The 25,840-nt window shown below is 62.7% G+C and carries 30 protein-coding genes and 1 riboswitch; of the genes, 17 read left to right on the top strand and 13 right to left on the bottom strand.

Annotated features, from left to right (window positions below; translation table 11 throughout):
- Positions 1 to 49 precede the first annotated feature (49 nt).
- The 4 genes from I554_RS0106655 to I554_RS0106640 form a co-directional block, all read right to left on the bottom strand.
- Positions 50 to 676 (bottom strand): glutathione S-transferase family protein, encoded by a 627-nt coding sequence (locus tag I554_RS0106655; protein ID WP_024574798.1) that lies wholly within the window; start codon positions 674 to 676, stop codon positions 50 to 52.
- Positions 677 to 711: 35 nt separating this feature from the next.
- Entirely contained in the window at positions 712 to 1,059 is a 348-nt protein-coding gene (locus tag I554_RS0106650) for an SRPBCC domain-containing protein (protein WP_244432731.1), read from the bottom strand.
- Positions 1,026 to 1,475, bottom strand: coding sequence for a helix-turn-helix transcriptional regulator (locus tag I554_RS0106645; RefSeq protein ID WP_024574796.1), 450 nt, complete (start codon positions 1,473 to 1,475; stop codon positions 1,026 to 1,028). Before I554_RS0106645 ends, I554_RS0106650 begins: the two co-directional genes overlap by 34 nt.
- Before the next feature lie 63 nt (positions 1,476 to 1,538).
- Positions 1,539 to 2,213 carry a TlpA disulfide reductase family protein gene (locus I554_RS0106640; protein WP_024574795.1) on the bottom strand — a complete coding sequence of 225 codons (675 nt, stop codon included), beginning with the start codon at positions 2,211 to 2,213 and terminating at the stop codon, positions 1,539 to 1,541.
- A 68-nt stretch (positions 2,214 to 2,281) separates the two neighbouring features.
- Here I554_RS0106640 and argH point away from each other — a divergent pair, with 68 nt between their 5' ends.
- From argH to I554_RS0106620, 4 genes are all read left to right on the top strand, one after another.
- Positions 2,282 to 3,679: an argininosuccinate lyase gene (argH, locus tag I554_RS0106635; protein ID WP_024574794.1), complete on the top strand. Its 1,398-nt coding sequence runs from the start codon at positions 2,282 to 2,284 to the stop codon at positions 3,677 to 3,679.
- Between the two features lie 119 nt (positions 3,680 to 3,798).
- Positions 3,799 to 4,044: a hypothetical protein gene (locus I554_RS0106630; protein ID WP_081710742.1), complete on the top strand. Its 246-nt coding sequence runs from the start codon at positions 3,799 to 3,801 to the stop codon at positions 4,042 to 4,044.
- A 4-nt stretch (positions 4,045 to 4,048) separates the two neighbouring features.
- A complete protein-coding gene (lysA, locus tag I554_RS0106625) occupies positions 4,049 to 5,308 on the top strand; it encodes a diaminopimelate decarboxylase (protein WP_024574792.1) in 1,260 nt (419 codons plus the stop codon).
- 292 nt (positions 5,309 to 5,600) lie between these two features.
- Entirely contained in the window at positions 5,601 to 6,590 is a 990-nt protein-coding gene (locus I554_RS0106620) for a tripartite tricarboxylate transporter substrate binding protein (protein ID WP_024574791.1), read from the top strand.
- 53 nt (positions 6,591 to 6,643) lie between these two features.
- Here I554_RS0106620 and I554_RS0106615 read toward each other — a convergent pair whose 3' ends face one another.
- Positions 6,644 to 7,321, bottom strand: coding sequence for an isoprenylcysteine carboxylmethyltransferase family protein (locus I554_RS0106615; protein WP_024574790.1), 678 nt, complete (start codon positions 7,319 to 7,321; stop codon positions 6,644 to 6,646).
- 281 nt (positions 7,322 to 7,602) lie between these two features.
- On the opposite strand from I554_RS0106615, the gene I554_RS0106610 reads away from it, so the two are divergent.
- The 6 genes from I554_RS0106610 (at position 7,603) to I554_RS0106585 (ending at position 12,759) form a co-directional block, all read left to right on the top strand.
- Positions 7,603 to 10,176 (top strand): TIGR02302 family protein, encoded by a 2,574-nt coding sequence (locus tag I554_RS0106610; RefSeq protein ID WP_024574789.1) that lies wholly within the window; start codon positions 7,603 to 7,605, stop codon positions 10,174 to 10,176.
- A 127-nt stretch (positions 10,177 to 10,303) separates the two neighbouring features.
- The gene (locus I554_RS0106605; protein WP_024574788.1) at positions 10,304 to 10,702 is read left to right on the top strand and encodes a metalloregulator ArsR/SmtB family transcription factor; all 399 of its coding nucleotides are present in this window, start codon (positions 10,304 to 10,306) and stop codon (positions 10,700 to 10,702) included.
- 56 nt (positions 10,703 to 10,758) lie between these two features.
- On the top strand, positions 10,759 to 11,199 hold the full coding sequence (locus tag I554_RS0106600; protein WP_024574787.1) for a VOC family protein: 441 nt from the start codon (positions 10,759 to 10,761) through the stop codon (positions 11,197 to 11,199).
- Positions 11,200 to 11,243: 44 nt separating this feature from the next.
- Positions 11,244 to 11,774, top strand: coding sequence for an SRPBCC domain-containing protein (locus I554_RS0106595; protein ID WP_024574786.1), 531 nt, complete (start codon positions 11,244 to 11,246; stop codon positions 11,772 to 11,774).
- A 17-nt stretch (positions 11,775 to 11,791) separates the two neighbouring features.
- A complete protein-coding gene (locus I554_RS0106590) occupies positions 11,792 to 12,190 on the top strand; it encodes a DoxX family protein (protein ID WP_024574785.1) in 399 nt (132 codons plus the stop codon).
- 35 nt (positions 12,191 to 12,225) lie between these two features.
- Positions 12,226 to 12,759, top strand: coding sequence for an SRPBCC family protein (locus I554_RS0106585; RefSeq protein ID WP_024574784.1), 534 nt, complete (start codon positions 12,226 to 12,228; stop codon positions 12,757 to 12,759).
- A gap of 21 nt (positions 12,760 to 12,780) precedes the next feature.
- On the opposite strand, the gene soxR is transcribed toward I554_RS0106585, so the two are convergent.
- Complete coding sequence (gene soxR, locus I554_RS0106580) at positions 12,781 to 13,239, bottom strand: redox-sensitive transcriptional activator SoxR (protein ID WP_024574783.1); 459 nt, start codon at positions 13,237 to 13,239, stop codon at positions 12,781 to 12,783.
- A gap of 104 nt (positions 13,240 to 13,343) precedes the next feature.
- On the opposite strand from soxR, the gene I554_RS0106575 reads away from it, so the two are divergent.
- On the top strand, positions 13,344 to 13,724 hold the full coding sequence (locus I554_RS0106575; RefSeq protein WP_024574782.1) for an antibiotic biosynthesis monooxygenase family protein: 381 nt from the start codon (positions 13,344 to 13,346) through the stop codon (positions 13,722 to 13,724).
- 19 nt (positions 13,725 to 13,743) lie between these two features.
- On the opposite strand, the gene I554_RS0106570 is transcribed toward I554_RS0106575, so the two are convergent.
- Positions 13,744 to 14,532, bottom strand: a complete 789-nt coding sequence (locus tag I554_RS0106570) for an SDR family oxidoreductase (protein WP_024574781.1) — start codon at positions 14,530 to 14,532, stop codon at positions 13,744 to 13,746.
- A gap of 152 nt (positions 14,533 to 14,684) precedes the next feature.
- Between I554_RS0106570 and I554_RS0106565 the strand changes: the two genes are divergently transcribed.
- Positions 14,685 to 15,887, top strand: coding sequence for a multidrug effflux MFS transporter (locus tag I554_RS0106565; RefSeq protein WP_024574780.1), 1,203 nt, complete (start codon positions 14,685 to 14,687; stop codon positions 15,885 to 15,887).
- A gap of 16 nt (positions 15,888 to 15,903) precedes the next feature.
- On the opposite strand, the gene I554_RS0106560 is transcribed toward I554_RS0106565, so the two are convergent.
- Complete coding sequence (locus tag I554_RS0106560; RefSeq protein WP_024574779.1) at positions 15,904 to 16,278, bottom strand: response regulator; 375 nt, start codon at positions 16,276 to 16,278, stop codon at positions 15,904 to 15,906.
- Complete coding sequence (locus I554_RS0106555; RefSeq protein ID WP_024574778.1) at positions 16,278 to 17,156, bottom strand: MJ0042-type zinc finger domain-containing protein; 879 nt, start codon at positions 17,154 to 17,156, stop codon at positions 16,278 to 16,280. Before I554_RS0106555 ends, I554_RS0106560 begins: the two co-directional genes overlap by 1 nt.
- A gap of 174 nt (positions 17,157 to 17,330) precedes the next feature.
- Between I554_RS0106555 and ftsE the strand changes: the two genes are divergently transcribed.
- The 4 genes from ftsE (at position 17,331) to I554_RS0106535 (ending at position 20,612) form a co-directional block, all read left to right on the top strand.
- The gene (gene ftsE / locus I554_RS0106550; RefSeq protein WP_024574777.1) at positions 17,331 to 17,990 is read left to right on the top strand and encodes a cell division ATP-binding protein FtsE; all 660 of its coding nucleotides are present in this window, start codon (positions 17,331 to 17,333) and stop codon (positions 17,988 to 17,990) included.
- The gene (locus I554_RS0106545) at positions 17,983 to 18,945 is read left to right on the top strand and encodes an ABC transporter permease (protein WP_029659370.1); all 963 of its coding nucleotides are present in this window, start codon (positions 17,983 to 17,985) and stop codon (positions 18,943 to 18,945) included. The genes ftsE and I554_RS0106545 overlap by 8 nt, the downstream gene beginning before the upstream one ends.
- A gap of 214 nt (positions 18,946 to 19,159) precedes the next feature.
- On the top strand, positions 19,160 to 19,795 hold the full coding sequence (locus I554_RS0106540) for a YdcF family protein (protein ID WP_024574775.1): 636 nt from the start codon (positions 19,160 to 19,162) through the stop codon (positions 19,793 to 19,795).
- 40 nt (positions 19,796 to 19,835) lie between these two features.
- Positions 19,836 to 20,612, top strand: coding sequence for a lysophospholipid acyltransferase family protein (locus I554_RS0106535; protein WP_024574774.1), 777 nt, complete (start codon positions 19,836 to 19,838; stop codon positions 20,610 to 20,612).
- A 4-nt stretch (positions 20,613 to 20,616) separates the two neighbouring features.
- On the opposite strand, the gene I554_RS0106530 is transcribed toward I554_RS0106535, so the two are convergent.
- Positions 20,617 to 21,201, bottom strand: a complete 585-nt coding sequence (locus tag I554_RS0106530; RefSeq protein WP_024574773.1) for a gamma-glutamylcyclotransferase — start codon at positions 21,199 to 21,201, stop codon at positions 20,617 to 20,619.
- Positions 21,202 to 21,394: 193 nt separating this feature from the next.
- Between I554_RS0106530 and I554_RS0106525 the strand changes: the two genes are divergently transcribed.
- Positions 21,395 to 22,522, top strand: coding sequence for a DUF2125 domain-containing protein (locus I554_RS0106525; RefSeq protein WP_034461865.1), 1,128 nt, complete (start codon positions 21,395 to 21,397; stop codon positions 22,520 to 22,522).
- Between the two features lie 97 nt (positions 22,523 to 22,619).
- On the opposite strand, the gene I554_RS0106520 is transcribed toward I554_RS0106525, so the two are convergent.
- From I554_RS0106520 to I554_RS0106510, 3 genes are read right to left on the bottom strand one after another with little or no spacing between them, the layout of a single operon-like run.
- Positions 22,620 to 23,564, bottom strand: coding sequence for a prephenate/arogenate dehydrogenase family protein (locus tag I554_RS0106520; RefSeq protein ID WP_024574771.1), 945 nt, complete (start codon positions 23,562 to 23,564; stop codon positions 22,620 to 22,622).
- Entirely contained in the window at positions 23,561 to 24,655 is a 1,095-nt protein-coding gene (hisC, locus tag I554_RS0106515; protein WP_024574770.1) for a histidinol-phosphate transaminase, read from the bottom strand. The genes I554_RS0106520 and hisC overlap by 4 nt, the downstream gene beginning before the upstream one ends.
- 21 nt (positions 24,656 to 24,676) lie before the next feature.
- The gene (locus tag I554_RS0106510) at positions 24,677 to 25,516 is read right to left on the bottom strand and encodes a chorismate mutase (RefSeq protein WP_024574769.1); all 840 of its coding nucleotides are present in this window, start codon (positions 25,514 to 25,516) and stop codon (positions 24,677 to 24,679) included.
- A gap of 203 nt (positions 25,517 to 25,719) precedes the next feature.
- A riboswitch (SAM riboswitch) is annotated at positions 25,720 to 25,799 on the top strand.
- Positions 25,800 to 25,840: the final 41 nt, after the last annotated feature.

The following is a 25,840-nucleotide window of genomic DNA, read 5'->3' as shown; positions in this document are numbered from 1 at the left end:
GGCTTGAGCCGGTAAATTGTCCGGCGGTGAACGGAATTTGATTTCGGGATCAGGCGGCTCTGGCCCGGTTGGCGGGGAATGGATCGCGCCAGGCCGGCAGTTCGTTCAGTTGCGCATGCCAGCGGACGATTTCGGGAAATTCATCGATCGGAATACGCGCGTCTTTTGCGTAGGGCAGAGTGATGGCGACGGCGAAGTCGGCCACGGTGAGTTTGCCGCCCACCAGATAGTCCCGTCCGCGCAAGTGACTGTTCAGCACATTGCCGTACTGTCTGACCCATTTCTGGGATTCCGCCACGATCGCCGGATCCGGCTCGCCCATGCCGAGGAACGGCTTGATGAGATGCTGGAAGTACAGTGTACCTGCATGACGGGTGAAGTGATCCGCGCTCCAGCTCAGCCAGCGCATCACTTCGATCTGCCGCTCATCATCGGGCCACAGATCCGATCCCGCCGCCCGCGCGAGGTGACACATGATCGCGTTTGCCTCCCACAGCGTTGTGTCGCCGTCCTCAAGCACGGGGACCTTGCCGTTCGGATTGATGCCGAGAAACTGCGGCGTTCTGTTTTCCAACTTCGCCAGATCGACATGCACGAACTCGACCGGCGAATTGAGATACTTGGCGACCGCGCATGCCTTTCGCGGATTGAGCGTCTCAGAATAGAAAAGCTTCATGTCGCACTCCTGTTCCGCTTTCGGGGGCTGCGCGTTCAGGTGAAGAATTTCTCAAGCTTGTCGAGCGTTCCGGTCCAGCCGCGCTTGTGGCCGTCGCGGGCGGCTTCATCGAAGAACTTGTCGTGGGTCAGCGTGAGCAGTGTCACGTCACCTTCTTCGCGCAGCACCACGGTGACCTGCGAGACGCGCTCCGGTGTCGATTGCCACGCCCAGCTGAAGACCAGCCGCTGATAGGGCGTGACTTCGAGATACTTGCCGCCGACCTGATGCGACTGACCGTCATCGGTGCTGAAGTTGATCTTGAAGTGCCCGCCGACACGCACATCCATGTCGGCTCGCACGCTGTCGCCTATGGTGTGTCCGGGTCCGAACCACTGGACGATTTTCGCGGGGTCCGTCCACGCTTCGAAGACTTTCGAGGCTGGGGCTTTGAGCCGTCGGGCGAGGGTGAGGCTGGGCTGGGTGAGCATAAATCCTTCTCCACAAAAGCGGCGAGACGATCGAGTTGCGCGGTCCAGAAGCGCTGGTAGCGGCTGAGCCATTCCATTGCCTGCTCCATCGGCGCCGCGGTCAGGCGGCACGTGACTGTGCGGCCTGTCTTGCTCCTGGTGATCAGCCCGGCGTCCGACAGCACATCGAGATGCTTCATGACCGCGGGCAGCGACATCGCGAACGGTTTCGCGAGTTCGCTGATCGTGACGCTCTCGCGCCCTTCAAGTTCCGCCAGCAGCGCGCGCCGTGTCGGATCCGCGACGGCGGCAAAAACGCGGTTCAAGCGGTCTGCTGAATAGTAAACCATATAGTTAAGTATAGGGGTGCGTGCGATGACGTCAAGAGGGCGGCGTCAAAGGGAACTGCGGCGTTATTTCGCGGTGGCGGCCTTGATGAGCTTTACAGCGTCGTCGCTGGCCCATTCGGCGGGGCCTGCAATGGTGGCGATCTCACATCCCGCGCCGTCGACCAGCACCGAGGTTGGCATGCCCAGTGCACGGCCGGCGCTCTTGAGGTCCTGAAACACCTTTGCCTTCTGGTCATGGAAATAGGCCAGCTGAGTGAGGCCGCCTTCCTTGAGGAAGTTCTTAGGCTTCTCGGGATCGCGGGTATCGATGTTGATCGCGACCACTTCGAAGTCCTTGCTGCCGAGCATCTCCTGCAATTTGTCGAGCGCCGGCATTTCCTTGCGGCATGGCACGCACCAGGTCGCCCACAGATTGACAAGGACGGTGCGGCCCCTCCACTCCGACAGCCTTCTGGTCTTGCCCTCGGAATCCTCGAAAGCGAGATCGGGCAACTGCAGCGGAGAGGTGGCCATGGTTAATGCGGCGACCTCGCCCCTGGCCAAAGGCGCTATTTTCTTGGCCAGATCGACCGCGGGCGCACATTGGGCCTGCGCTTGCGCATTGCGCATTAACCCACCGATCCCGTATACCCCACCCATTCCCGCTGCGGCCGCTATAATGACGGAAACGACGGTCATTCGGATGCGAGAAGCATTCCTGCGGGCCAAATTGGGTGTCGATGGATCGATGTCGGGCATGGGTCTCGTCTGACGGAAGTGTCGGTTGGCGGTTGGATTTCTGAGCAGGAACGCGTGAGTACCAGGATATGAGCAACAAGATGTGGGGCGGCCGCTTCGGTGAAAGTCCCGACGCGATCATGGAGGAAATCAACGTCTCGATCGACGTCGATCAGCACCTTTACGCCCAGGACATTGCTGCGTCCAAGGCCCATGCAGCCATGCTCGCTGCTCAAGGCATCATTACGGCCAACGATGCAAAAAACATCACAGGCGGTCTAGACACGATTTTGTCAGAAATCGGCAAGGGATCGTTCTCGTTCAAGCGGGCGCTGGAAGACATTCACATGAATGTTGAAAGCCGTCTCGGCGAACTGATCGGGCCGGCGGCGGGACGTTTGCACACTGCTCGCTCGCGCAACGACCAGGTCGCGACCGATTTCCGGCTCTATGTCCGCGATGTCATCGACGACATCGACAGGGCGCTGGCGGCATTTCAGCGCGCGCTGGTGGATCGCGCCATCGAACATGCCGACACCGTGATGCCGGGCTTCACCCATTTGCAGACCGCGCAGCCTGTGACATTCGGTCATCACCTGCTGGCCTATACCGAGATGGCGGCGCGCGACCGCGGCCGTTTTGCCGATGCCCGCAAGCGGCTGAACGAAAGCCCGCTCGGAGCCGCCGCGCTGGCCGGGACATCATTTCCGATTGACCGCCACGCCACCGCGAGCACGCTGGGCTTCGATCGCCCGATGGCGAATTCGCTTGATGCGGTCTCTGATCGGGATTTCGTGCTGGAGACGTTGTCAGCATCCGCGATTGCGGCGGTCCATCTGTCGCGCTTCGCCGAGGAGATCGTGATCTGGACCTCGCCGCTGGTCGGACTGGTGTCGCTGTCGGACAAGTTCACGACCGGCTCGTCCATCATGCCGCAGAAGAGGAATCCGGATGCGGCAGAGCTGGTCCGCGCCAAGACCGGCCGCGTCATCGGCTCGCTGACGGCGCTGCTGATCGTGATGAAGGGACTGCCGCTCGCCTATCAAAAGGACATGCAGGAAGACAAGCAGGGCGCGATGGAAGCGTTCGCGGCGCTCTCGCTGGCGATCCGCGCCATGACCGGCATGACGCTCGATCTCGTGCCGGAGGAAGCGCGCATGAAGGTTGCGGCCGGCGAAGGCTATGCGACGGCGACCGATCTTGCCGACTGGCTGGTGCGCACGCTGAAAATGCCGTTCCGCGACGCGCATCATGTAACCGGCCGCATCGTGGCGAAGGCGTCGGAGCAGGGGCTGGCGCTGCACAAGGTGCCGCTTGCGGAGATGCAGGCGGTTGAACCCCGGATCACCGCTTCGGTGTTCGACGTGCTGTCGGTGCAGGCTTCTGTTGAGAGCCGGACCAGCTACGGCGGTACCGCGCCGGCCAACGTGCGCAAGCAGGCCAAGGAATGGCTCAAGCGGCTTGAAAACGAGCAAAATTCGGGCTGACCACGGATATTTTCGTTCAATCCGGGCCTCGCCAGAGCGGCACCTTCTTTGTATGGTGGCGCGCAATTTGGGGACACTCGCGCGTGACTTCTCGTTCGAACCGCTCTTTCTCGAAGCTGATGACCATCGGGCTGATCGCGCTGTCATGCGTGCTGGCCGGTTGCGGCCGCAAGGCCTATCTCGACGCGCCTCCCGGCGCCTCCGTGGACCAGACCAACCCGCAGAACTCGGACTTCGCCACGGCCGATCGGAATTCGGCGGCAAACCTGCAGAACGAAGTGTATCGGCCGCCCGGCAGCGCCAACGTGCCGCTTGCGCCGCGCGGCGAGAAAAAGCGGATCCCGCTCGACGCGATTCTGGACTGATCCCATGAATCACTTCCAGTATCGCAACGGCGTGCTGCACGCCGAGGACGTGAGCTTGACCCGCCTCGCTGCTGAGGTCGGGACGCCGTTCTATTGCTATTCCACCGCGACGCTGGAGCGTCATTATCGCGTTTTTGCGGACGCCTTTGCGGGCGTGCCCACGCTCGTTTGTTACGCGATGAAGGCGAATTCCAATCAGTCCGTGCTGCGTACGCTGGCAAAGCTCGGTGCGGGCGCGGATGTCGTGTCCGGCGGCGAATTGAAGCGCGCCCGTGCCGCGGGTATTCCGCCGCAAAAGATTCTGTTCTCGGGAATCGGCAAGACCGAAGCCGAACTGCGGCAGGCGCTGGCCGAAGATATTCTCTGCATCAATGTGGAGTCCGAGCCGGAACTCGACCTGCTGTCGAAGCTCGCGAGCGAGACGGGCCGCACTGCGCGAATTTCCGTGCGCATCAATCCCGACGTCGATGCCAGGACCCATGCGAAAATCTCCACCGGCAAGTCCGAGAACAAGTTCGGTATTCCGCTGACCCGCGCGCGCGAGGTTTACGCCCGTGCCGCGAAGCTCCCGGGTATCAAGGTGACCGGTGTGGACATGCATATCGGCAGCCAGATTACCGATCTCGGGCCGATGGAAGATGCGTTCAAGCTGCTGGTGGAATTCGTCGGCACGCTGCGCGCCGATGGTCACACCATCTCGCATGTCGATTTCGGCGGCGGTCTCGGCATTCCGTATGAACACGATCTGCCCAATCCGCCGGATCCGGTGGCCTACGCGGCCATGGTCAAGCGCGTGACGAAGGGGATCGACGCGACATTGATGTTCGAGCCGGGACGCATGATCGTCGGCAATGCCGGGATTCTCGTTGCCCGCGTGATCTATGTGAAGCATGGCGATGCGAAGAACTTTGTCATCATCGATGCCGCGATGAACGACCTCATTCGTCCGACGCTGTATGAGGCGCATCACGATGTCCTGCCGGTTCGCGAGGATACGACGCGCAATTTCGTCGCGGATGTGGTCGGCCCTGTCTGCGAGACCGGTGACTATCTCGCGCTCGACCGCAAGATGGCCGAACCGAAGCCGGGCGATCTGGTGGCGATCATGACGGCCGGCGCTTATGGCGCGGTGCAGTCCGGCAGCTACAACACGCGTGCGCTGGTGCCTGAAGTGCTGGTCAAGGACGGCCAGTATGCCGTGGTGCGTCCTCGCATCGATGCCGAAGCCCTGATTGCCATGGACCGCGTCGCGCCGTGGCTGTAGCGGCGTAACGCCAAAAGCGCCGCGCTGAGCGGCATTTCCCAGACAGAAAAATTATCTTCTCATCGCTGTTCCGGCGCGAGATGAATCCGCCAGTGCGCCATATCATTTCGCAATAGCATTTCATTGCTGAAAGGCCGTTGCGAGATGATCTTTAGAGCTCATCGATGCGCTCCGCTCCACTGATGAAGCGGCCGCGCAGCCGATCAGGTCATCAGCGCGCCTCCGCCGCGATCATGCGGCGACAGGAGTGATGCACGACGAGTCCTGATCGAAATGGCAGGGGGAATTCGTCATGCGCTCTTTTGGATTTCATCGTTTTCTTGTCGCAGCGGCTGCTGCATCCGCTCTTCTTGTCGGCATCAGCACGGGCGCTTTCGCAGACGCGTGGCCGAGCCGCACGATCAAGCTGATCGTGCCGTTCCCGGCTGGTGGTGCGGCGGACACCATCGCGCGGATCTACGGCGAGAAGCTCAGCGAGGCGCTGAAGCAGCCTGTCGTGGTTGAAAACAAGGCGGGCGCCGGCACTGCCATCGCGGCTGAAACCGTGGCCGCGGCCGATCCTGACGGATACACGCTGTCGCTGGCGCCCGCGGGACAGCTCACCATTCTGCCGCACGTGAACACGGCCATTAAGTTTGATCCGTTCAAGAGTTTCGCGCCGGTATCGCCGTTGGCGTCGGTGCCTTACGTGCTTGCAGCGAGCCCTGACGCGCCAGTATCGAGCGTGAAGGATCTCGTCGCTGCGGCAAAGAAGGAGCCGGGCAAGTTCACCTATTCGTCGTGCGGTCCGGGAACGCTCTGCCATCTGAGCGGTGAACTGTTCAAGAGCCTGACCGGCACGGACTTGCTCCATGTTCCGTTCAAGGGCAGCGCGCCTGCCGTCAACGCCTTGCTCGGCAATCAGGTGAATCTCGCGTTCGATACCCTGACTGTGCTCGCACCCCAGATCAGGGATGGCAAGGTCAAGGGGTTGGCGGTGACAAGCCGCGAACGTTCTTCCTTGCTTCCCAATGTGCCCACCGCCGCGGAAGCCGGCGTGGCTGACTTCGTGGTGGACTCCTGGTTCGGCCTCGTCGTGCCCGCGGCGACGCCGGCCCCGATCGTGGAGCGTCTGAACGCCGAAGTGATCCGCATCGGAAAACTCCCGGACGTGCGCGAGCGTCTTGAAGCGCAAGGCCTGAGCGTCACCACCTCGACGCCTGAGGCGTTCACGCAGTTGATCCGCGTCGATTATGAGCGTTGGGGCAGGGTCGTAGATACCGCGGGAACCAAGATTAACTAACGGTCGGCGCAGACAGGCTCCGTGGCTTTGATCGCAGCTGCCCTGGTTGCGATCTACCACACTCCCGGAATCAGCCGGTAACGCACGCGCGAACGGTAAGCATCGTAGCCCGGCAGGTGGATGACGAGAAATCTCTCTTCATCGATCAGGCGCACGGCGACCATCGCACTCAGGATGGCTACGGGAATGAAGGCCCACCATGAACCGAGCGCCAGCGGCGTTGCGAGAAACATCAGGATCGCGCCGCAATACATCGGATGGCGGACGACGGCATATGGCCCCGTCGAGATGACCTTCTGGCTTTCGGCAACTTCGACGATGCTGGAGGCGTAAGAGTTTTCGCGAAAAACCAGAAAGATGATGACGTATCCGATCACGACGCCGATGTCGCCCAGGACGATCAGCGCTGCCGGGACATCCGACCAGTGCCAGCGAAAATCGAAACCGGGCACCAGAAACGCGACGACGCCGGACACCGCGGTCAGAGTCTGAATGATCTTCTGGCTCTTCTCTTTCTCGGCGACCGGCCCAGCCTTGAGCCGCCGTCCGATCAGCGCGTCGTCGTATTTCGCGAGATACAGGATGATGGCGGCGGAGGCGGCGCCCATGATCGCGAGATAGACCCAGCCCTGCCAGAATCTCAGCGACCAGGCCGGGATGAAAAACAGCGCTGCGATGACAAGCAGCGATCGCAGCAATCCGGCGAATGCCTTGCTGGCGTTGGGGCTCATCGGGCATCTCCGGCCTGCATTGTGCGCGTGAGGTAACTCGCCGCAACGTGCTTCCAAGGCCGGGAACTATGGCTTGGCGTCACGCTTTTGTGAAACGGAAGCCCCGCTTTTCGGAGGCAGCCTACCTCTTTGGCCGCAGCTTTGCATGTGGGTAGGGCGTTGAGGCCATGCCTCATTGCCGCCGCTGTGCTAACGTCCCGTATCCGACATTCGCTTTACTCCATGGTACGAATGTTAGAACTGGATCACTAGGTTGCATTGAACTGACTCTGGAGAGCCTGTTGAACGGATCGACCCCAGACCCATCCGAGCATCCGCTCGCTGCCGAGGAGGCCCGGCGTCTTCAGTTGGCGCAGGCTTTGCGGCGGGCGCGGCTTGCGGTCGCATGGGAGCGCGGCTGGCCGCATCTCGCGCGGCTGTTGACTGTCGTCGGTCTGTTCCTTGCGGCATCATGGGCAGGTCTTTGGGTCGCTTTCCCCTTTGCCGTGCGCATCGTTGCATTTACGGTCTTTGCCCTGCTCGCCGCCGTGGCCCTGATTCCGGCGATCCGGTTTCGCTGGCCGACGCGCGAGGATGCGCTGCGCCGGCTCGATCGCGGAACCGGAATTCCCCACCGCCCTGCGACGGCGCTGACGGACACCCTGAAGTCGCAGGACCCGATCACGCAGGCGCTGTGGCAAGAGCAGCGTGCGCGCACGCTGGCCTCGATCAAGCGTATCCGCGCCGGTCTGCCGTCGCCGCGTTTGGCGCTTCACGATCCGTGGGCGCTGCGCGGCCTGGTGGTCGTGCTGATGGTTGCGACCTTCGTCGCTGCGGGCAACGATCGTCTTGCGCGGGTTGTTGCGGCGTTTGACTGGGACGGCGCCTTTTCCGCGGCGAATGTCCGCGTCGATGCATGGGTGACACCGCCGCCTTACACCAGCCGTCCGCCGATCATTCTGTCGAACTCCCTGAACAAGGATGCGCCTGCGCCGGATACGGGGCCTGTCTCTGTCCCGGCGGGGAGCACGCTGATCGTTCGTTCCAGCGGTGGCAGGCTCGATGTCGCCGCTGCCGGTGGCGTGGCGGAAGTTCCGGTGACCGCGAATGCACCGCAAGGCACCAGCGAGCGGCACTTCACCATTACAGGCGATGGCACGGCGCATGTCCGTTCGCCCTCGGGGCAGCCGCAATGGACCTTCAAGGCCATGCCCGATCACGCGCCGAGCATCTCGCTGGCCAAGGATCCTGAACGGCAGGCCAAGGGTGCGCTGCTGTTGTCCTACAAGCTTGAAGACGATTATGGCGTGGCAGAAGCGCGCGCGCAGTTCGCGCCGCGCGCGACCGGGAAAGACAGCAGCGCCGGCGAAGACAGCGCCAGGCCGCAGCCGCTGTTCGATCCGCCATCGATCACGCTCGGACTGCCGAACGTGCGCACCCGCAATGGCGTGGGTCAGACCGTCAAGGATCTTAGCGAAAATCCGTATGCCGGCGCCGACGTCACCTTGACCCTTACCGCGAAGGACGAAGCCGGCAACGAGGGACGCAGCGAACCGTTCGACATGCGGCTGCCGGAGCGGCTGTTTGTCAAACCGCTGGCGCGCGCGCTGATCGAGCAGCGCCGCAATCTCGCGCTCGACGCCAACCAGAAGCCGCTGGTGCTGATCGCGCTCGATGCGCTGATGATCGCGCCCGAAGCGTTCATGCCCGAGCTCGGACATTATCTCGGTCTGCGCAGCATCGCATCCCAGCTCGGTCACGCCAGTTCGCGCGAGGCCATGCGCGAAACCGTCGACAACCTTTGGGCGCTTGCGGTCGCGATCGAGGACGGCAACATCACCGATGTCGAGAAGGCGCTGCGCGCCGCGCAGGATGCCTTGAAGGAAGCGCTGGAGCGCGGCGCCAGCGACGAGGAAATCAAGAAGCTGACCGACAACCTGCGTGCGGCGCTGGACAACTTCATGCGCCAGCTCGCCGAACAGCTGCGCAACAATCCGCAGCAACTGGCGCGGCCGCTCGATCCCAATACCAAGGTGATGCGCCAGCAGGATCTCAAAAACATGATCGATCGCATGGAGCGGCTGTCGCGCTCCGGCGACAAGGATGCCGCGCGGGCGCTGCTCGATCAGATGCAGCAGATGCTGGAAAACCTGCAGATGGCGCAGCCCGGGCAGGGCGACGGCGACATGGAGCAGGCGCTCAACGAACTCGGCGACATGATCCGCAAGCAGCAGCAGTTGCGCGACAAGACATACAAGCAGGGCCAGGATTCCCGCCGCGACCGCAGCCGCGGCGAGCAGGGCGACCAGAACACGATGGACGGCCTGCGTCAGGACCAGCAGGCGCTGCGCGACCGGCTGGGCAAGCTGCTCGACGACATGAAGAAGAACGGCATGATGCCGGGCCGGCGCGGCGAGAAAGGTCAGCCGGGCCAGGGCCAGCAGCCGGGTCAGGGACAGGACGGCCAGCAGGACGACGGCGACTCGCTCGGCGATGCCGATTCTGCGATGGGCGATGCGGGCAACCAGCTTGGCCAGGGCAACGCCGACAGCGCGGTCGATTCACAGGGCCGGGCGCTCGAAGCGCTGCGCAAAGGTGCGCAGAATCTTGCGCAGTCGATGCAGCCGGGCGAGGGACAGGATGGCGGACCGGGCAATCGCATGGGCCGCCAGCAGAACAGCGGCAACACCACCGACCCGCTGGGGCGGCCGCTCAACGGCCGTGAGTGGAGTGACGATCTCACGGTGAAAATTCCCGGCGAGATCGACGTGCAGCGCGTGCGGCGGATTCTGGAAGAACTGCGCCGCCGCCTCGCGGACCCGCAGCGGCCGCAGATCGAACTCGATTACATCGAGCGTTTGCTCAAGGATTACTGAGCCTTATCGCGACGCCGCGGCGTCGCGTCACCATCCAGCAATTTCAATCAGAGCCGCTTGACAGTTTCGGGCAACGCTTGTACCTAACCATTAGGTTATTTAACCTACTGGTTATATGAAAGCGAACATGGACCCGCTCAGCATCAAATTCGCAGCCCTCGCCGATCCCACCCGCCGCGCCATCCTTGCGCGGCTGGTGCTCGGCGAAACGTCGGTGACGGAACTGGCGGAGCCGTTTGCGATGAGCATGCCTGCGGTCTCGAAGCATCTGAAAGTGCTTGAGCATGCGGGTCTCGTGACGCGCGGCCGCGAAGCGCAGTGGCGTCCATGCAAGATCGAACCGGCGGCGCTCAAGGAAGTCGACGACTGGCTTGAGAACTATCGCCGCTTCTGGGAGGCGGGTCTGGATCGCCTCGAAGAATATCTCGGCGAGTTGCAGGCGAAGGAGAAGCTCGAAGCTTCTCCAAAGCAGCGCAGGACCGTGAAGCGGAAATCTTCTTCGCGGCGAGCACCTTCAAAAAAGTAAGAGCACTTCTCGGCAAGACTCAAACATCACATCAGACCCAATCGGAGAGGTATCCCATGGCCGACCAGTATCCCACGCTGCCTCCGCTCATTCCGCATCTCGTCGTCAACGGCGCCAGCGATGCGATCGAGTTCTACAAGAAGGCGCTTGGCGCAACCGAAGTGACGCGTCTTCCGGCGGAGGACGGCAAGCGTCTGATGCATGCGCAGCTTCTGGTGAATGGCGCGGTGGTCTTCCTGAATGACCACTTCTCGGAATACTGCGAAGCGAACCCTGAAAGCAGCATCCGTCCGCCTAACGTTCTGGGGGGCACATCCTTCGTCATTCATCTTGAGGTCCCCAACTGCGATGAAGCCGTGAAGCGTGCTGCCGACGCCGGCGCGAAAGTCATCATGGCGCCGTGGGATGCGTTCTGGGGCGCGCGCTATGGACAGGTGGTCGACCCGTTCGGCCACGGCTGGAGTTTCGCCCATCCATTGCCGGTCAAGGCGGCGTGATCGCAAGCACGCATCAAAAAGCAAATATCGTTCGGAGAAAAGAAATGGCCTCAGCTCAGCCCGCCGCATTTGCGGAAACCTACAGCAAGGAATTCGTCATCGAGCGTCTGTTCGATGCTCCGCGCGATCTGGTCTGGAAGGTTTTCACCCAGCGGGATCATTTGATGAAATGGTGGGGTCCGAAGGGCTTCAGGATGATTGTCGGAGATCTCGACCTCAGGCCCGGCGGCATCTTTCACTACGGCATGCAGGCGCCGGACGGCAGCGAGATGTGGGGCAAATGGGTGTTCCGCGAGATCGTCAAGCCCGAGCGGCTGGTCTTTGTCAGCTCGTTCTCCGACAAGAATGCCGGGCTGAGCCGTCATCCGATGGCGCCGACATGGCCGATCGAAATGCTGGGGACTGCAACCTTCATCGATAAGGGCGGCAAGACCCTGCTGGTCAATCGCACGGTCGCGCTCAATGGCTCGGATGAAGAGCGTGCGACCTTCGAGGGCAATTTCGCCAGCATGACGCAGGGGTGGGGCGGAACGTGGGATCAGCTCGCAGCGTATCTCGCATCGCTGCAAGCCTGATATCCGGAGCTGGCACCATGAACGAACTTGTTCCGATTTCGACGACGGCGCTGTGGACCGGACGCGTCCTCAGCGGCCTGGTGATCCTGTTCCTGCTGTTCGATGCCGTCATCAAGCTGATTCCGCTCGATGTTGTCATCGAAACCTCGCGGCAGCTCGGCATCCCGACGAACCTCGCGGTCACCCTTGGCGTGCTGACGCTGCTCGGGACGCTGCTCTATGCCTATCCGCGGACCTCGGTGCTCGGCGCGATCCTGCTGACCGGATATCTCGGCGGCGCCATCTATGTGCACGTTCGCGCCGGCAGCCCGCTGTTCAGCCACACGCTGTTCGGCGTCTATCTCGGCATTTTGCTCTGGGGCGGGCTTTATCTCCGCGACGAGCGGCTGCGCCTGATCTTTCCCTGGCGTCGCTGACGCCTGAACCCATCTCATTTGTAACGGAGAGTGACATGACCACCCTGATGTACATTGCCATCATTCTTGCGATTGCGATCGCGATCGTTCTGATCCTCGCCGCGCTGCGGCCCAACACGTTCCGTATCGAGCGGTCCATCGACATCAACGCGCCTGCGGACAAGATCTTTCCGCTCATCACCGATTACAAGAACTGGGGATCATGGTCGCCTTACGAACATGTCGATCCGGCCATGCAGCGGACCTACAGCGGTGCACCGACCGGCAAGGGCTCCGTGTACGAGTGGAGCGGCAACAAGAACATCGGACATGGCCGCATGGAGATTCTTGAGGCAACGCCTGCGTCCAAAGTCGTCATCAAGCTGGATTTCTTCAGCCCGTTCGAGGCCCATAACATCGCCGAATTCACCATGCGGCCGCTGGGCAGCACGACGACGGTCACCTGGGCCATGCATGGTCCGGCGCCCTACATGGCGAAGATCATGCACATGGTCTTCAAGATGGATCGCATGGTCGGCGGCCAGTTTCAGCAGGGCCTGACCAGCATGAAGGCGGTTGCGGAAAAGTAACGGAGCAATGCGGTGTCCATGCTATCGATCAAACAATCGTGCACCGGGACCCCGCTCACTTGCCCTGTCACCCGGATTGCGCAAAGGGCATGTCTTCAGCGACAGGCAGCCGCATCCGATACAGCCGCTCAACTGGTCGCGCAGGCGGGTCAATGTGGCGATCCGCTCATCGAGATCGGCACGCCACGCCGCCGACAGCCTGGCCCAGTCCTTGACCGTAGGCACTCGTCCATCGGGCAGCGAGGCCAACGCATTCCGGATTGCCGCGAGCGGCAATCCGGTGCTCTGCGCCACCTTGATGATGGCGACACGGCGCAGCACCGCTCGCGGATAGCGGCGCTGGTTGCCGCGATTCCGCGAACTCGAAATCAGTCCCTTCGATTCGTAGAAATGGAGCGTGGAGACGGCGACGCCGCAGCGTTCGGCGACTTCGCCGACGCTCAGCTCCCGTGCAATTGCCGCGGGTTTGTTCTGCTTCATCGTTGCTTGACCTCAACTATACTTGAGGTTCTAGGCTGCCCTCATCGTCGCCGCAAGCATCGCAACGCAGTGAATGCGACCGGCCGAAAATCAGAGATGGAATCATGCCAGAAGCGAACTATCAGGATCGAACCCAAGCGCAGGACGGCCCGTCGCGGCCGTTCGTGCTCATCAACAGTTTCACGCCCAAGCCGGGCAAGCTCGACGAACTGGAGCTTGTGCTGGAGGCGTCGCGCGATCGCTTTGCGGATCGTGTGCCGGGCTTCCATGGGGGCCGGATCTATCGCGATATCGATGGTGGCTCCGCGCTGCTCATCAGCGTCTTCGAGACGGAGGACCATTACCGAAGCTGGGTTGAGACAGCGATGTTTGCCGAGTATCACGCCCGGATTTCGGACCTCACCGAAGGCATGGGGCAATCCCGGATCGAGGCGAACAGCGTGCGGCGCGAGCGCGCAACCGCGTCCGCCACATGCGCATGCTGAGGTTTCCAGCAGCCCGCTATCAGCCGTTGCGGCCTTCGCCCCGCAGTGTCGGCAAGCCGATGCCGGTGGCCTCGAAGCCGCCGTCAACGCACAGCATCTGCCCGGTGATGTAGCTGGCGCGATCGCTGCACAGGAAGAAGATCGCCTCGGCGAGTTCTTCCTCGAGGCCGTAACGGTTGAGTGGAATGGTATCGTGATAGTCCGCGCGGATCGCAGGCGTGTGAACTGCTTTCGCCATCGCGGTGTCGACCGGGCCGGGCGCAACGGCATTGACGCGAATGCCGAGCGTGGCGAGTTCGACGGCGAACTGTTTGGTGAGATGGGCGAGGCCGGCCTTGCTGGTGCCGTAAGCGGTGCGCAGCGTCGAGGCGCGAAGCGCCGAAATCGAGGTGATGTTCACGATCGCGCCGCCGCCGGTCTCGCGCATCAGGGGAGCTGCCGCCTGTGTGCAGAGGAACGGCCCGGTCAGGTTCACCGCCAGCACGCGGTCCCAGTCGGCTTGCGTTGTTTCCAGCAGCGGTTTGAAGATCGCGATGCCGGCATTGTTGACCAGCGCGTCGAGCCGTCCGAAGTGCTGAACCGCCTGCCTGAATGCGGCGGCGACCGCGTCGGCATCCGATACGTCGCAGTGGATCGCCAGCGTGGTGTCGGGTGCTGCAAGGGTCTTGAAAGTCTGGGCAAGCAGGTCCTTTTCGATATCGAGCAACGCGACCTGCCAGCCTTCGGCCAGAAACCGCTTCGCTGCGGCAAGTCCGATACCGCGCGCCGCGCCGGTCACCAGCGCCACCTTCCGTTGTCCCTTGGTCATGTCCCGTCCCGTCTCCTGATTGACGCCAACAGTGCTCTCCATGGCATTGACCATTTTTCACGGGCCGCCACAACAGCTTCGCCAGCCGGCCGCGCGGCCTGATCGCGCGCCCGCTCATACAATCGACAAGAACGTTCAGGATACGTCACGCCATGTCTTCAAGCTTTGCAAAAAACGCGATCGTGCTGGGGCTTCTCTCCGCGATCGGGCCTTTCGCCATCGACATGTATTTGCCCGCGCTGCCGGCGATCGCGTCGGATCTTCAGGCATCCACCGCGGCCACCCAGATGACGCTGATGGCGTTCTTCGTGGCGTTCGGGGTCTGCCAGATCGTCTACGGTCCGGTCTCGGACATGGTGGGCCGCAAGCCGCCGCTTTATTTCGGGATCGTGGTGTTTGCGCTCGGCAGCATCGGCTGCGGTCTCGCGCCGAGCATCGCGTGGCTGATCTTCTTCCGTTTCGTGCAGGGCCTTGGTGCAGCCGCGGTGATGGTGATTCCGCGTGCGGTGATTCGCGACCTGCACAGCGGCGTCGATGCGACACGTTTGATGTCACTTGTCATGCTGGTGTTCAGCGTTTCGCCGATCCTCGCACCGCTTGTCGGCAGCGGCCTGATCGTGCCGTTCGGCTGGCGCGCGGTGTTCGCCGCGGTTACCGTTGCCTCGGTTCTCTCTTTTCTGCTGGTCGCCTTCATGCTTCCTGAAACGCGCCCGCCCGAGGAACGGGTGGAGGTCAGCGTCCGCAGCGTGCTGGATGGTTTTGGCGAGTTGTTCCGCGACTGGCGCTTCCTCGGCCTGACCTTCATCGGCGGTTTCGGCATGGCGAGTTTCTTCGCTTTCCTCGCCAGTTCGTCCTTCATCTATATAGGACACTTCGGGCTGACGCCGACACAGTACGGTCTGATCTTCTCGATCAACGCCGTCGGCTTCATCGGGGCCTCGCAGTTCAGCGGCTATCTTGCCGGGCGGTTCGGGATCGCGCGTGTGGTCTCGGTAGCGGTGACCTGCTTCACGGTGGCGACGCTGACTCTGTTTGCGGTGACCGCCGCCGGTGTCGACAGCCTCGCTGTGCTGGTGGTGATGCTGTTCATCGCCAACGCCTGGCTTGGGCTGGTGATTCCTTCCACCATGGTGCTGTCGCTGGAAGATCACGGCCCGATCGCCGGCATGGCGTCGGCGCTGGGCGGCACGTTGCAGATGATCACAGGCGCGATGATGATCGTGGTCGCCAGTGCATTCTTCAACGGGACGGCGCTGCCGATGGTGACTACCATCGCGATCTGTGCGGTGGCGGCTTTCATCCTGACGCGGCTGACGCTGCGCTCTGGAGACACCGCGCCGCAGCTTGCGGAATAGCAAATCTGCTTAGGATTTAGTCGTTGCGCGATGCCAGCGCGTCTGCAACCGCAGTGCGGATATCCGCCACCGCAAATGGCTTGGTGATGACGTCGTGGATGATGGCTTCGAGACCAGAGGCGCGTTCGCGCTGATCGGCAAAGCCGGTCATCAGGAGAATCGTCAGCCGCGGGAAATCGCGCGCGGCGGCCAGCGCCAGCGCGATTCCGTCCATCACCGGCATTTTGATATCGGTCAGCAGAAGATCGAACGCGCCCTCATCGCGGTTGAGGATCTCAAGCGCTTCCGCGCCGTCCTCGGCGGTGACGATCTCGTGGCCGTCCATGGCGATCGCACGCGCCACCAGCAGGCGCATCGACTCCTCGTCGTCGGCGATCAGAACGCGGGGCATCAGGTTCCTCCAGTTGCGATATCCCGCTTGTGGAAGAACCTCACGGCAATTTCGCGGCCTTCGGCGGGCGGCGACGCCAGCCGTGTCTTGAACCAGGCTTTCTCGCCGGGGTTGAGCACGGGCTGCTCCAGCACGGCATTCCACGCATAGATATCCGCGCCGTTGGCGTCGCGAACGATAAACCGCAGCCGCGGGATTTCCACGGACCTGCGTGCGACATCGACCAGTGCACCTTCGATCAGCAGGACGGTTTTGTCGTTCACCGTCTCGGTGCTGATCCTGAGATCCTCGAAGGCGAGGCCGCGCAGGTTCACGCCCATGCCGATCATCTTGTAGAAGGCGGCGGTTTGCGGCATCGCGCGGACCACATCGGTGCGCCAGGCGATCAGGGCGAACACGACTGCGCCGAGCGCCACGCAGGCCGTCGGAAGAGTCAGAACGCCAGGAAGAGCCTTCGCCCAGTTCGCCGATTTCAGGAACGGTGCGACCGATGAACTGAGTTTCCTGAAACGGGAGGATTTGGCCGGACCGGTTTCGGTCATCGCCTCCTGTTGGGCCAGAGCGGTCCAGTTCTGGCCGGTCTCCCCGGTCTGCCGAGCCGATGGTTCCGACCATTCGCCCGAGATGGGCGGGCTTTCGACATGCGGCACGCCGTTGTTGTGCCAATCGGCCGATACGTCGTCCCGTGCGCCGAAATCGTCCTGCGGGTGAGTTTCTTCCACCTCGTACCCGGACATGGCATCCGCCGAGGCCAGTTCCTGCGGCACGGCGAGCCAGACTTCCTGGCAGCGGGCGCAGCGGACTTTCCGCCCCGCTGCACCGAAATTGGCCGGATCGACCTCGTAGGATGTCGTACAATGGGGGCAAACGATGTGCATGGACGAATCGCTGGAATGAACGCGCTTGGTGGGATGAGGCTATCTGGCGTCCGTTAACGAATCGGAAACCATAACGGCCGCAAAAGCGTTTTACGGTATCCGCCCCTGTGGCTGCCGGCCGAACGGGGCCACCCGGGACGGTATCTCCATCGGTCATGTCGAACGGAGCTGAGATTGGTCCGGTTCGAAAATGTCGGTTTGCGCTACGGGCTTGGCCCGGAGGTCCTGCGCGACCTGACCTTCCAGATTCCCGCTCGCTCGTTCCAGTTTCTCACCGGGCCGTCCGGCGCTGGCAAGACGTCGCTGCTGCGGATGCTGTTCCTGTCGCTGCGGCCGACGCGGGGTCTGGTCAACCTGTTCGGCAAGGATGTGTCGCTGCTCGACAAGGATGGGCGCGCCGAATTGCGTTCGCGCATCGGCATTGTGTTGCAGGACTTCCGGCTGCTCGATCATATGACGACGTATGAGAACGTCGCGCTGCCGTTCCGCGTCATGGGCCGCAGCGAATCCAGCTACCGCAAGGAAGTCATCGATCTGCTGAACTGGGTCGGTCTCGGCAAGCGGATGGATGCGCTGCCGCCGATCCTGTCGGGCGGCGAGAAGCAGCGCGCCGCGATTGCCCGCGCGGTGATCGCCCGGCCGCAGCTCCTGCTGGCGGACGAGCCGACCGGCAACGTCGATCCGTCGCTGGCGCGGCGGCTGCTCAGCCTTTTCATCCAGTTGAACAAGTCCGGCACCGCCGTCATCATCGCCACTCACGACATCGCATTGATGGATCAGTACGAGGCGCGGCGCATGGTGCTGCATGAATCGCGGCTGCACATCTATGATTGATGATCGCAAACCGGTGATGGATCTGGGCGACAGCACGTCGGAAGTCGCCGCGCATGCGCGCAACCTGTCACCGATCGTTCCGCGCGGATCGATTTCCGGGCGCGCGCTGATCGCAGTTGTTGCCATCATGACCTATCTGGCGTCGATGACGACGGGCGCGGTGCTGCTGGTGCGCGCATCGGCTGCCGAATGGCAGTCCGACGTTTCGAGCGAACTCACCATCCAGTTGCGGCCTTCGCCCGGCCGCGACATCGAGCGCGACGTTCGCAGCGTCACGGAGGCGGTGCGGGCACAGCCCGGAATTCTGGAAGTGCGGCCGTTCAGCAAGGCCGAGTCGGCGCGGCTTCTGGAGCCGTGGCTGGGCACCGGATTGTCGCTCGACGATCTTCCCGTTCCGCGCGTGATCGTCGTGCGTGTCGCGCCGGGGTCGACGCCGGATCTGGTGACTCTGCGCCGAAGTATCGCGCAGGCCGCGCCATCCGCCACCATTGATGACCATCGCGCGTGGATCGAGCGGATGCGTTCGATGACCGGCGCGATCGTTCTGGCGGGCACCGGGATTCTTATTCTCGTGATCGTTGCGACCGTGATCTCCGTGTCGTTTGCCACGCGCGGCGCGATGGCGGCCAACCGGCCGATTGTCGAGGTGCTGCATTTCGTCGGCGCGCAGGATCGCTATATCGCCAACCGTTTCCTGCGCCATTTTCTGCGGCTCGGCCTTGAGGGTGGTCTGATCGGCGGACTGGCGGCGATGCTGACCTTCGGCTTCTCGGAATCCATCGCAAGCTGGTTTTCGGGGACGCCGGTGGGCGATCAGTTCGCAGCGCTGCTGGGGACATTCGCGCTGCCGGCCTCGGGCTATCTGGCGCTGGCCGCCCAGACCCTGATGATCGCCGCGGTTACGGCGTGGGCCTCGCGGCGGACGCTGTTTGCGACCCTTGAAGAGATCGACTGAGTGTGTTTTCAGGCGGGCCGGTGCCGCTTTGGCAGAGAGAACCTGTCAAAACATGGTGTTGGTCGGGTTTTGAGGCCACAGCCACGCCGGATTTTGAGATAAGGTAGGAGCCGCGCAACATCATCACGTGCGCCTGAGCGAGTAGAGATTGTCCGAGACCATACACCGCCGCGATGCCACGCCGAAGCACGGGCGCCTGCGCCATCGTGTCGTGATGCTTGCCATTGCCGGAATCCTTCTTTTTGTCGGACTGGGCTTCGTCGATTTTCTGTCGCGGGTGCCGCCCGCGGAGGAAAAGCCGTCGCGCAATGCCGACGGCATTGTGGTCCTCACCGGCGGTTCGTCGCGTGTCTCGGATGCGCTGGAATTGCTGTCGGTGGGATACGGCCGCCGGCTGCTGATATCGGGCGTGCACCCGACCAACGGCTACAGCGACATCCAGCGCACGCTGCCCGAGAGCCAGCGTCTGCTCACCTGCTGTGTCGATCTGGACCGGTCGGCGGTCAACACCCGCAGCAACGCGACGGAGACGCGGCGATGGGCGGTCGAGCGGGGTTTCCGCTCCCTGATCGTGGTGACCTCGAACTATCACATGCCGCGCGCGATCGTTGAATTGTCCCACGCCATGCCGGATATCGAACTGGTTCCGTTTGCCGTGGTCGGCGACAAATGGCGTGAGGAGCCGTGGTGGACGAGTGGCGCTGCCTTGCGGCTCCTGCTATCGGAATACGCCAAGTATCTTTTTGCGCAGACGCGGGTCGCTTTCGGCGGCGTGGGGCAGGGGGGCATGCCGGAAATCGGCACACAGACCATCCCGCATCCGAAGCCGGCCACCGCGTCCGCCAACTAGTCGTCAGGTTCTGACATTCGCATTCCAGGCAGGTTCGTCGATGGTTTCGGTATTCTTGCGTTCGCTGCTCTACAACCTCGTTTTCTATCTGAACCTTGCTTTCTGGGTGATCCTCGGCCTCCCGACTTATGCCTTGCCGCGTGCGGGCATCATCTGGATCGCAACCAACTGGGGCAAGACGAGCATCTGGTGGATGCGGATCATCTGCAACACCAGGGTCGAATATCGCGGCCTGGATAAAATCCCGAAAGGTCCGCTGATCGTCGCCTCGAAACATCAGTCGGCCTGGGAAACCTTCGCGCTGCTGCAGTTTTTCGATCAGCCGCTTTACATCCTGAAGCGCGAACTGACGTGGCTGCCGCTGTTCGGCTGGTATCTGCTCAAGGCCGGGATGATCGGCGTCAACCGAAGTGCGGGCGGCCGCACATTGATCGACATCACGAGGCGCGCCGCCGAGGAAATCAGGCGCGGCCGTCAGCTCCTGATTTTTCCCGAAGGCACACGCCGCGCCGTGGGCGCACCGCCGGATTACAAGAACGGCGTTAGCCTGATCTACGGCGAGGCCGGAGTGCCCTGCATTCCCGTTGCACTCAACTCCGGACTGTTCTGGCCGCGGCGGACGTTCCTGCGTTACCCCGGGACCATTGTGATCGAGTTTCTTGATCCAATTCCGCCGGGTCTCAAACGTCACGACTTCAATGCGCGCCTGCAAGCCGCGATCGAAGAAGCGAGCGACCGGCTGGAGAAAGCGGGGCGCGAGGAACAGGTGCGCCTGATCGGCTTCTCGGCGCCGATCGCAGCCTCCGTCAGATCCTGATTGACTACGTATGACGGTGAAGGGCGCCTTCGCCATGGAGCATCGCGGCAAGACGATGCAGCGGCGCGTCGCGAACGCCCTGCGCTTCCAGCGCGGTCACGGTTGCGATGACGTACTCGTCATTCGGCCCATAGGCGCCGTGACCCTGACGCACCAACCGTAATTGCTCATCCATTGTGAGCCGACCGGCATACTGGTCGTGGCTGCGGTCGGCGACATAGGCGAGCGCGCTGACCCTCTGGCGTGCATCGCCTTCAAGCCAGACCGAGCGCATGACTTCGCGGTAGACGCCGGTCACCTGCTCGCGCGCCCGCAAGTAGGCGACCGTGGCCTTTCGCTCAGCCGCCGCCACCCGGAACGCAACGCCCTGACAGGCGCCTCCGCGATCGAGGCCGAGCACCAGGCCCGGCTTTTCCGGGGTGCCCCGATGGACCATCGAGTAAATGCAAAGCGAACGATGCTCGCCGATCAGCCGCGCAGGCTTTTGCTCAAGGAAGGCGAAGCCGGGTTTCCAGATCAGCGATCCGTAGGCGAACACCCACAGATCGCCTTCGGGAAATTCGGATTCTGAAAGGATTTTTGCGGCCATGGCGACGTCACCTGATGGATCACGCCTATCAGTCCACCGCTCCGTGCGCAACTTGACGGGGCCTCAAGCGTATGGACTTCAAGGCAATTTGCGCGAAAGGTGCATCTTTCAATTGCCCGATTCCTCTGGTCTAGCTTGCCCTATGCCGACATCTCCCATCGCACCTCGCCGCCGTCTCTGGCCCGTTTTTGTAATGCCCGTTCTGGTTCTCGTCGCAGCTGCGGCGTGGAGCGGGTTCTGGTTCTATGCAGCATCGCATGTCGACGAGAAGTTCGACGAATGGCGCACGCGCGAAGCGAAATCCGGCCGCGCCTATGAGTGCGCCAGTCGCTCCGTCGCGGGCTTTCCGTTCCGCATGGAGGTTCGCTGCGAAAGTCCGGTGGTGACACTGACGTCGCAAACCGCCGATCAGACCCAGCTCACTGCGCGGCTGAAGGATATTCTGGTGGTCGCGCAGGTTTATGATCCGACCAAGATCATCGCCGAATTCACCGGGCCGGCGACCGTCGCAAGCCGCAACGAGGCACCGTCATTTGTGGCGGGCTGGACCACGGGCCGTGCCAGCGCCTCTGGCCTGCCGACGCCCCAGCGCGTCTCGCTGGTGTTCGACGATCCGGCGCTCGATCGCATGAACGGCTCCGCCCAGACACCCCTGTTGCGCGCAAAGCATCTCGAGTTGCATACACGCCTGCTGGAAGGCTCGTTGTCGAACAATCCGGTGGTGGAAACCGCGTTTCAGGTGAGCGCCGGAAGCCTGCAGGGCCTGCATCCCATTCTCGCCGAGCCGTTCGACGCGGACATCCGCGCGTTGCTGCGCGGCCTGAAGGATTTTGCGCCGAAACCTTGGCCGGAACGGTTTCGTGAAATTCAGGCCGCGGGCGGCCGGCTCGATTTCACCCAGTCGCGCGTGCAGCAGGGCGAGACCATCGCGGTTGCCGCCGGTTCGCTCGCTCTGACGCCGGCCGGTTATCTCGATGGCGAACTGACGATGACAGTCGCCGGGCTTGAGCGGGTGGTCTCGCAGCTCGGCATCGACAAGCTGCTGATGGACGGCGTGCCGCAATCGACCGTCGATCGAATTGCGCCTGGCATCAGCGCACAGGACGTCAACAAGGTGATCGGTGCGCTCGACCGTATGATTCCCGGACTCGGCAATGTCGCGCGCAAGAACGCCAATGCCGGCGTGGTGGCGGGCATCAACATGCTCGGCCAGGCCTCAACGCTAGAAGGCAAGCCGGCACGGGCGTTTCCGCTGAAATTCACCGAGGGTGTGATCTCCATCGGTCCGCTGCGGATCGCGCAGACCGCGCCGCTGTTTTGAGTTTTTCGTCATCGCGGGAAGCTGAGCGACGAAGCAATCCAGCTTGCTTCAAGAATGGATTGCTTCGCTGCGCTCGCAATGACGCGTCGGAAGAAAGCTACTTCCCTTCCGGCTTCGGCAGGTTCGCGTGCTTGCGGCCGAAGTCGGGATCGGCGGTTTCCTGACCGAGATTGACGATGCCGCGGCGGATCGCGCGGGTGCGCGTGAAGTGATCGAACAGCGCCTCGCCGTCGCCGCGCCGGATCGCGCGGGTGAGCTTCGACAAATCTTCCTGAAACGCCCCGAGCATTTCCAGCACGGCATCCTTGTTGGCGAGGAACACGTCGCGCCACATGGTCGGGTCGGATGCGGCAATGCGGGTGAAGTCGCGGAAGCCGCCCGCCGAGAATTTCAGCACTTCCGCCTGTGTCACGTCTTCCAGTTCATCGGCGGTGCCGACGATGGTGTAGGCGATCAGATGCGGCAGGTGACTGGTGACGGCGAGCACCAAGTCGTGGTGGTCTGCCGCCATGGTCTCGACATTGGCCCCGAGTGCGCGCCAGAACGTTGCGAGCTTGTCGACGGCGGCGGGGTCGGCGTCCGGCGGCGGCGTCAGAATGCACCAGCGGTTGATGAACAGTTCGGCGAAGCCTGAATCGGGGCCGGAATGTTCGGTGCCCGCAACAGGGTGCGCCGGAACGAAATGGACGGTCTTTGGCAGGTGCGCGGACATATCCCGCAGCACCATGCCCTTGACGGAGCCGACATCGGAAACAATCGCGCCCTGCTTGAGATGCGGCGCAATTTCCTCCGCGACCGGCCCGCAGGCGCCGACCGGGATGGACAGGATCACAAGGTCCGCGTCCTTCACGGCGTCCTTGTTTGTCTCGACCACGCGATCGACGATGCCGAGTTCCTGCACGCGCGCACGGGTTGCGGGCGAGCGCGCGGTGGCCACGATCTCTCCCGCAAGTCCCTGGGCGCGCGCTGCGCGCGCGATCGAGCCGCCGATCAGGCCAAAGCCGATCAGTGCGATACGCTTGAATAGCGGCTCAGTGTTCACTTCTGCCCCATGAATTCGGCAAGCGCCGCGACCACGAGGCGGTTGGCTTCTTCGCTGCCGACGGTCATGCGCAGCGCATGCGGCAGCTTGTAGTTCTTCAGCGCGCGCAGGATCAGCCCGCGCTTGGTGAGGAACGCGTCGGCATCTTCCGCCGTCTTGCCCTTCGTTTGCGGGAAGTGGATCAGGACGAAGTTCGCCACGCTGGGCGTCACCTCAAGCCCGAGCTTGCCGATCTCATCGGTCAGCCAGGTGCGCCAGGTGTCGTTGTGGGTGCGGGACTTGTTCTGATGCTCGGTGTCTTCCAGCGATGCGATGGCTGCTTCGGAGGCGGGCGTCGAGACATTGAACGGGCCGCGGATGCGGTTCACCGCATCGATGATGTTGGCAGGGCCGTACATCCAGCCGACGCGCAGCGATGCGAGGCCGTGAATCTTCGAGAAGGTGCGCGTCATCACCGTGTTGTCGGTGGTGGCGACCATCTCGATGCCGGCCTCATAGTCGTTCTTCGAGACGTATTCAGAATAGGCCGCGTCGATCACCAGGAGCACATGCGACGGCAATCCGGCGCGCAGCCGCTTGACCTCGTCGAACGGCACATAGGTGCCGGTCGGGTTGTTCGGATTGGCCAGCCACACCATCTTGGTGCGCGGCGTCACCGCACCGAGAATCGCGTCGACATCGGCGGTGTAGTTCTTCTCCGCCGCGATCACATTGATGGCGCCGTTGCCCATGGTCGCAATCGGGTAAACCAGAAAGCCGTGGGTGGTGTGAATCGCCTCGTCGCCGGGGCCGAGATATGTGTGCGCGAGATAATTCAGCAGTTCGTCCGAGCCCGCGCCGCAGATGATGCGGTCGGGATCGAGGCCGTAGGTGCGTCCGATGGTTTCGCGCAGCGCGCGCGAGGTGCCTTCCGGGTAGTCCTCCAGATGATCGGCGGCGGCCTTGTAGGCGGCAATGGCTTTCGGCGACGGCCCGAGCGGGGTCTCGTTCGCGGACAGCTTGAAGACGCGGCCGGTCAGCCCGGCGCCGCTTTTGCCCGGCGTGTAAGGCGCAATATCGAGAATGCCTGGCTTCGGCACAGGACGAGACATCAACTCAACTCCGAAAGAAGACTATTTGGACGTAGTGGCAGGCGGCACCGTATAGCGCGTTGCATGGCTCCCGACGAGAGCCGATGAACGCACCGATGCTCCGGCCGCGACCAGCGCGGCGGTGATTCTCGCAAGACCGTCCGGTCCCGGAACCGAGATCAGCAGGGCCGCGCCGTCGGAAGCCGTGTCCGGGACGGCGATAATCTCGGAGAACGGCGACAGCGTACGCGCGACATCCGCGCTCCAGCCGGAGACGCGCACGCTCCACATCTCGACCTCGGTGACCATCGCATCTGCGGCGACGCGCGACACCACGAACACCGGCAGCGCGGCGGGGTGATCGGCGCGCTCGACGAACGGCAGGCGCGCGATGATCTTCGGCGCATTGGCCGGCTCCAGCGCGAGCCACCAGGGCGTGCGGCTGCTGACGGCGGAAATCAGCGCAAGGTCGCCCTTGGATTTTGCCACCGCCTCGACCGCGGCTTCGGCGTTGAAATGCGGGATGAACGGAACGGTGAAGCCGAAATGGAATCGCGCCGAATCCCGCATCGCGGATTCGCCGACGGACAGATCGGCATGCACCGAGAACGGCGCCTGCACGTAAGTGAAGGTCGAGATGATGACGCGCCAGATGCTCTCCACGGTGTCGAGCGGGAGAATGCCGCGATGACGCTGCACCAGGCGGCGCATCATGTCGGCCTCGCGCGCGGGGCGGAAGGCCGAGCCGACTTCCTGCGTCTTCTTCACCGAGATCAGACGGTCGATGATGTCGCCGCGCTTCATCAGCAGCTCATGCACCTGCTCATCGATGGAATCGATTTCGCGGCGCAGGTCCTGCAGGGATGGCGGTTGCTTGGTCATCGGTTCAACTTGGGTCCGAACGCGGCTTGCGGCGCGAAGGCCTTCTGGAATTCATCGAAAACGGGATTTGTCGGGCGCATTGATAGGCAGGAGAGCGCCTGAAAGCAAAGAAAACATTGGCAATTCCAGCCTCACACAGCCGCAGGGAGGGGCTGCGTTTTCGCGGTGCAGCTTGACGAAAAGGCTGTTCGTGACTAGTAACTTAGCTATTCCGTGGTCATTTGAGCCGGCCGGCTTGCAGCCACGTTAAACAACTCGCTAAACAGGCCGGGGATGTAAGTGATCCCGGCCGAACCTCGTTTCAGGCCGGGTTTTTTGTGCCTG

The organism is Afipia sp. OHSU_II-C1 (assembly GCF_000497575.1).
GTDB lineage: Bacteria > Pseudomonadota > Alphaproteobacteria > Rhizobiales > Xanthobacteraceae > Afipia.
This window is presented reverse-complemented; position numbering and strand designations above follow the sequence as displayed.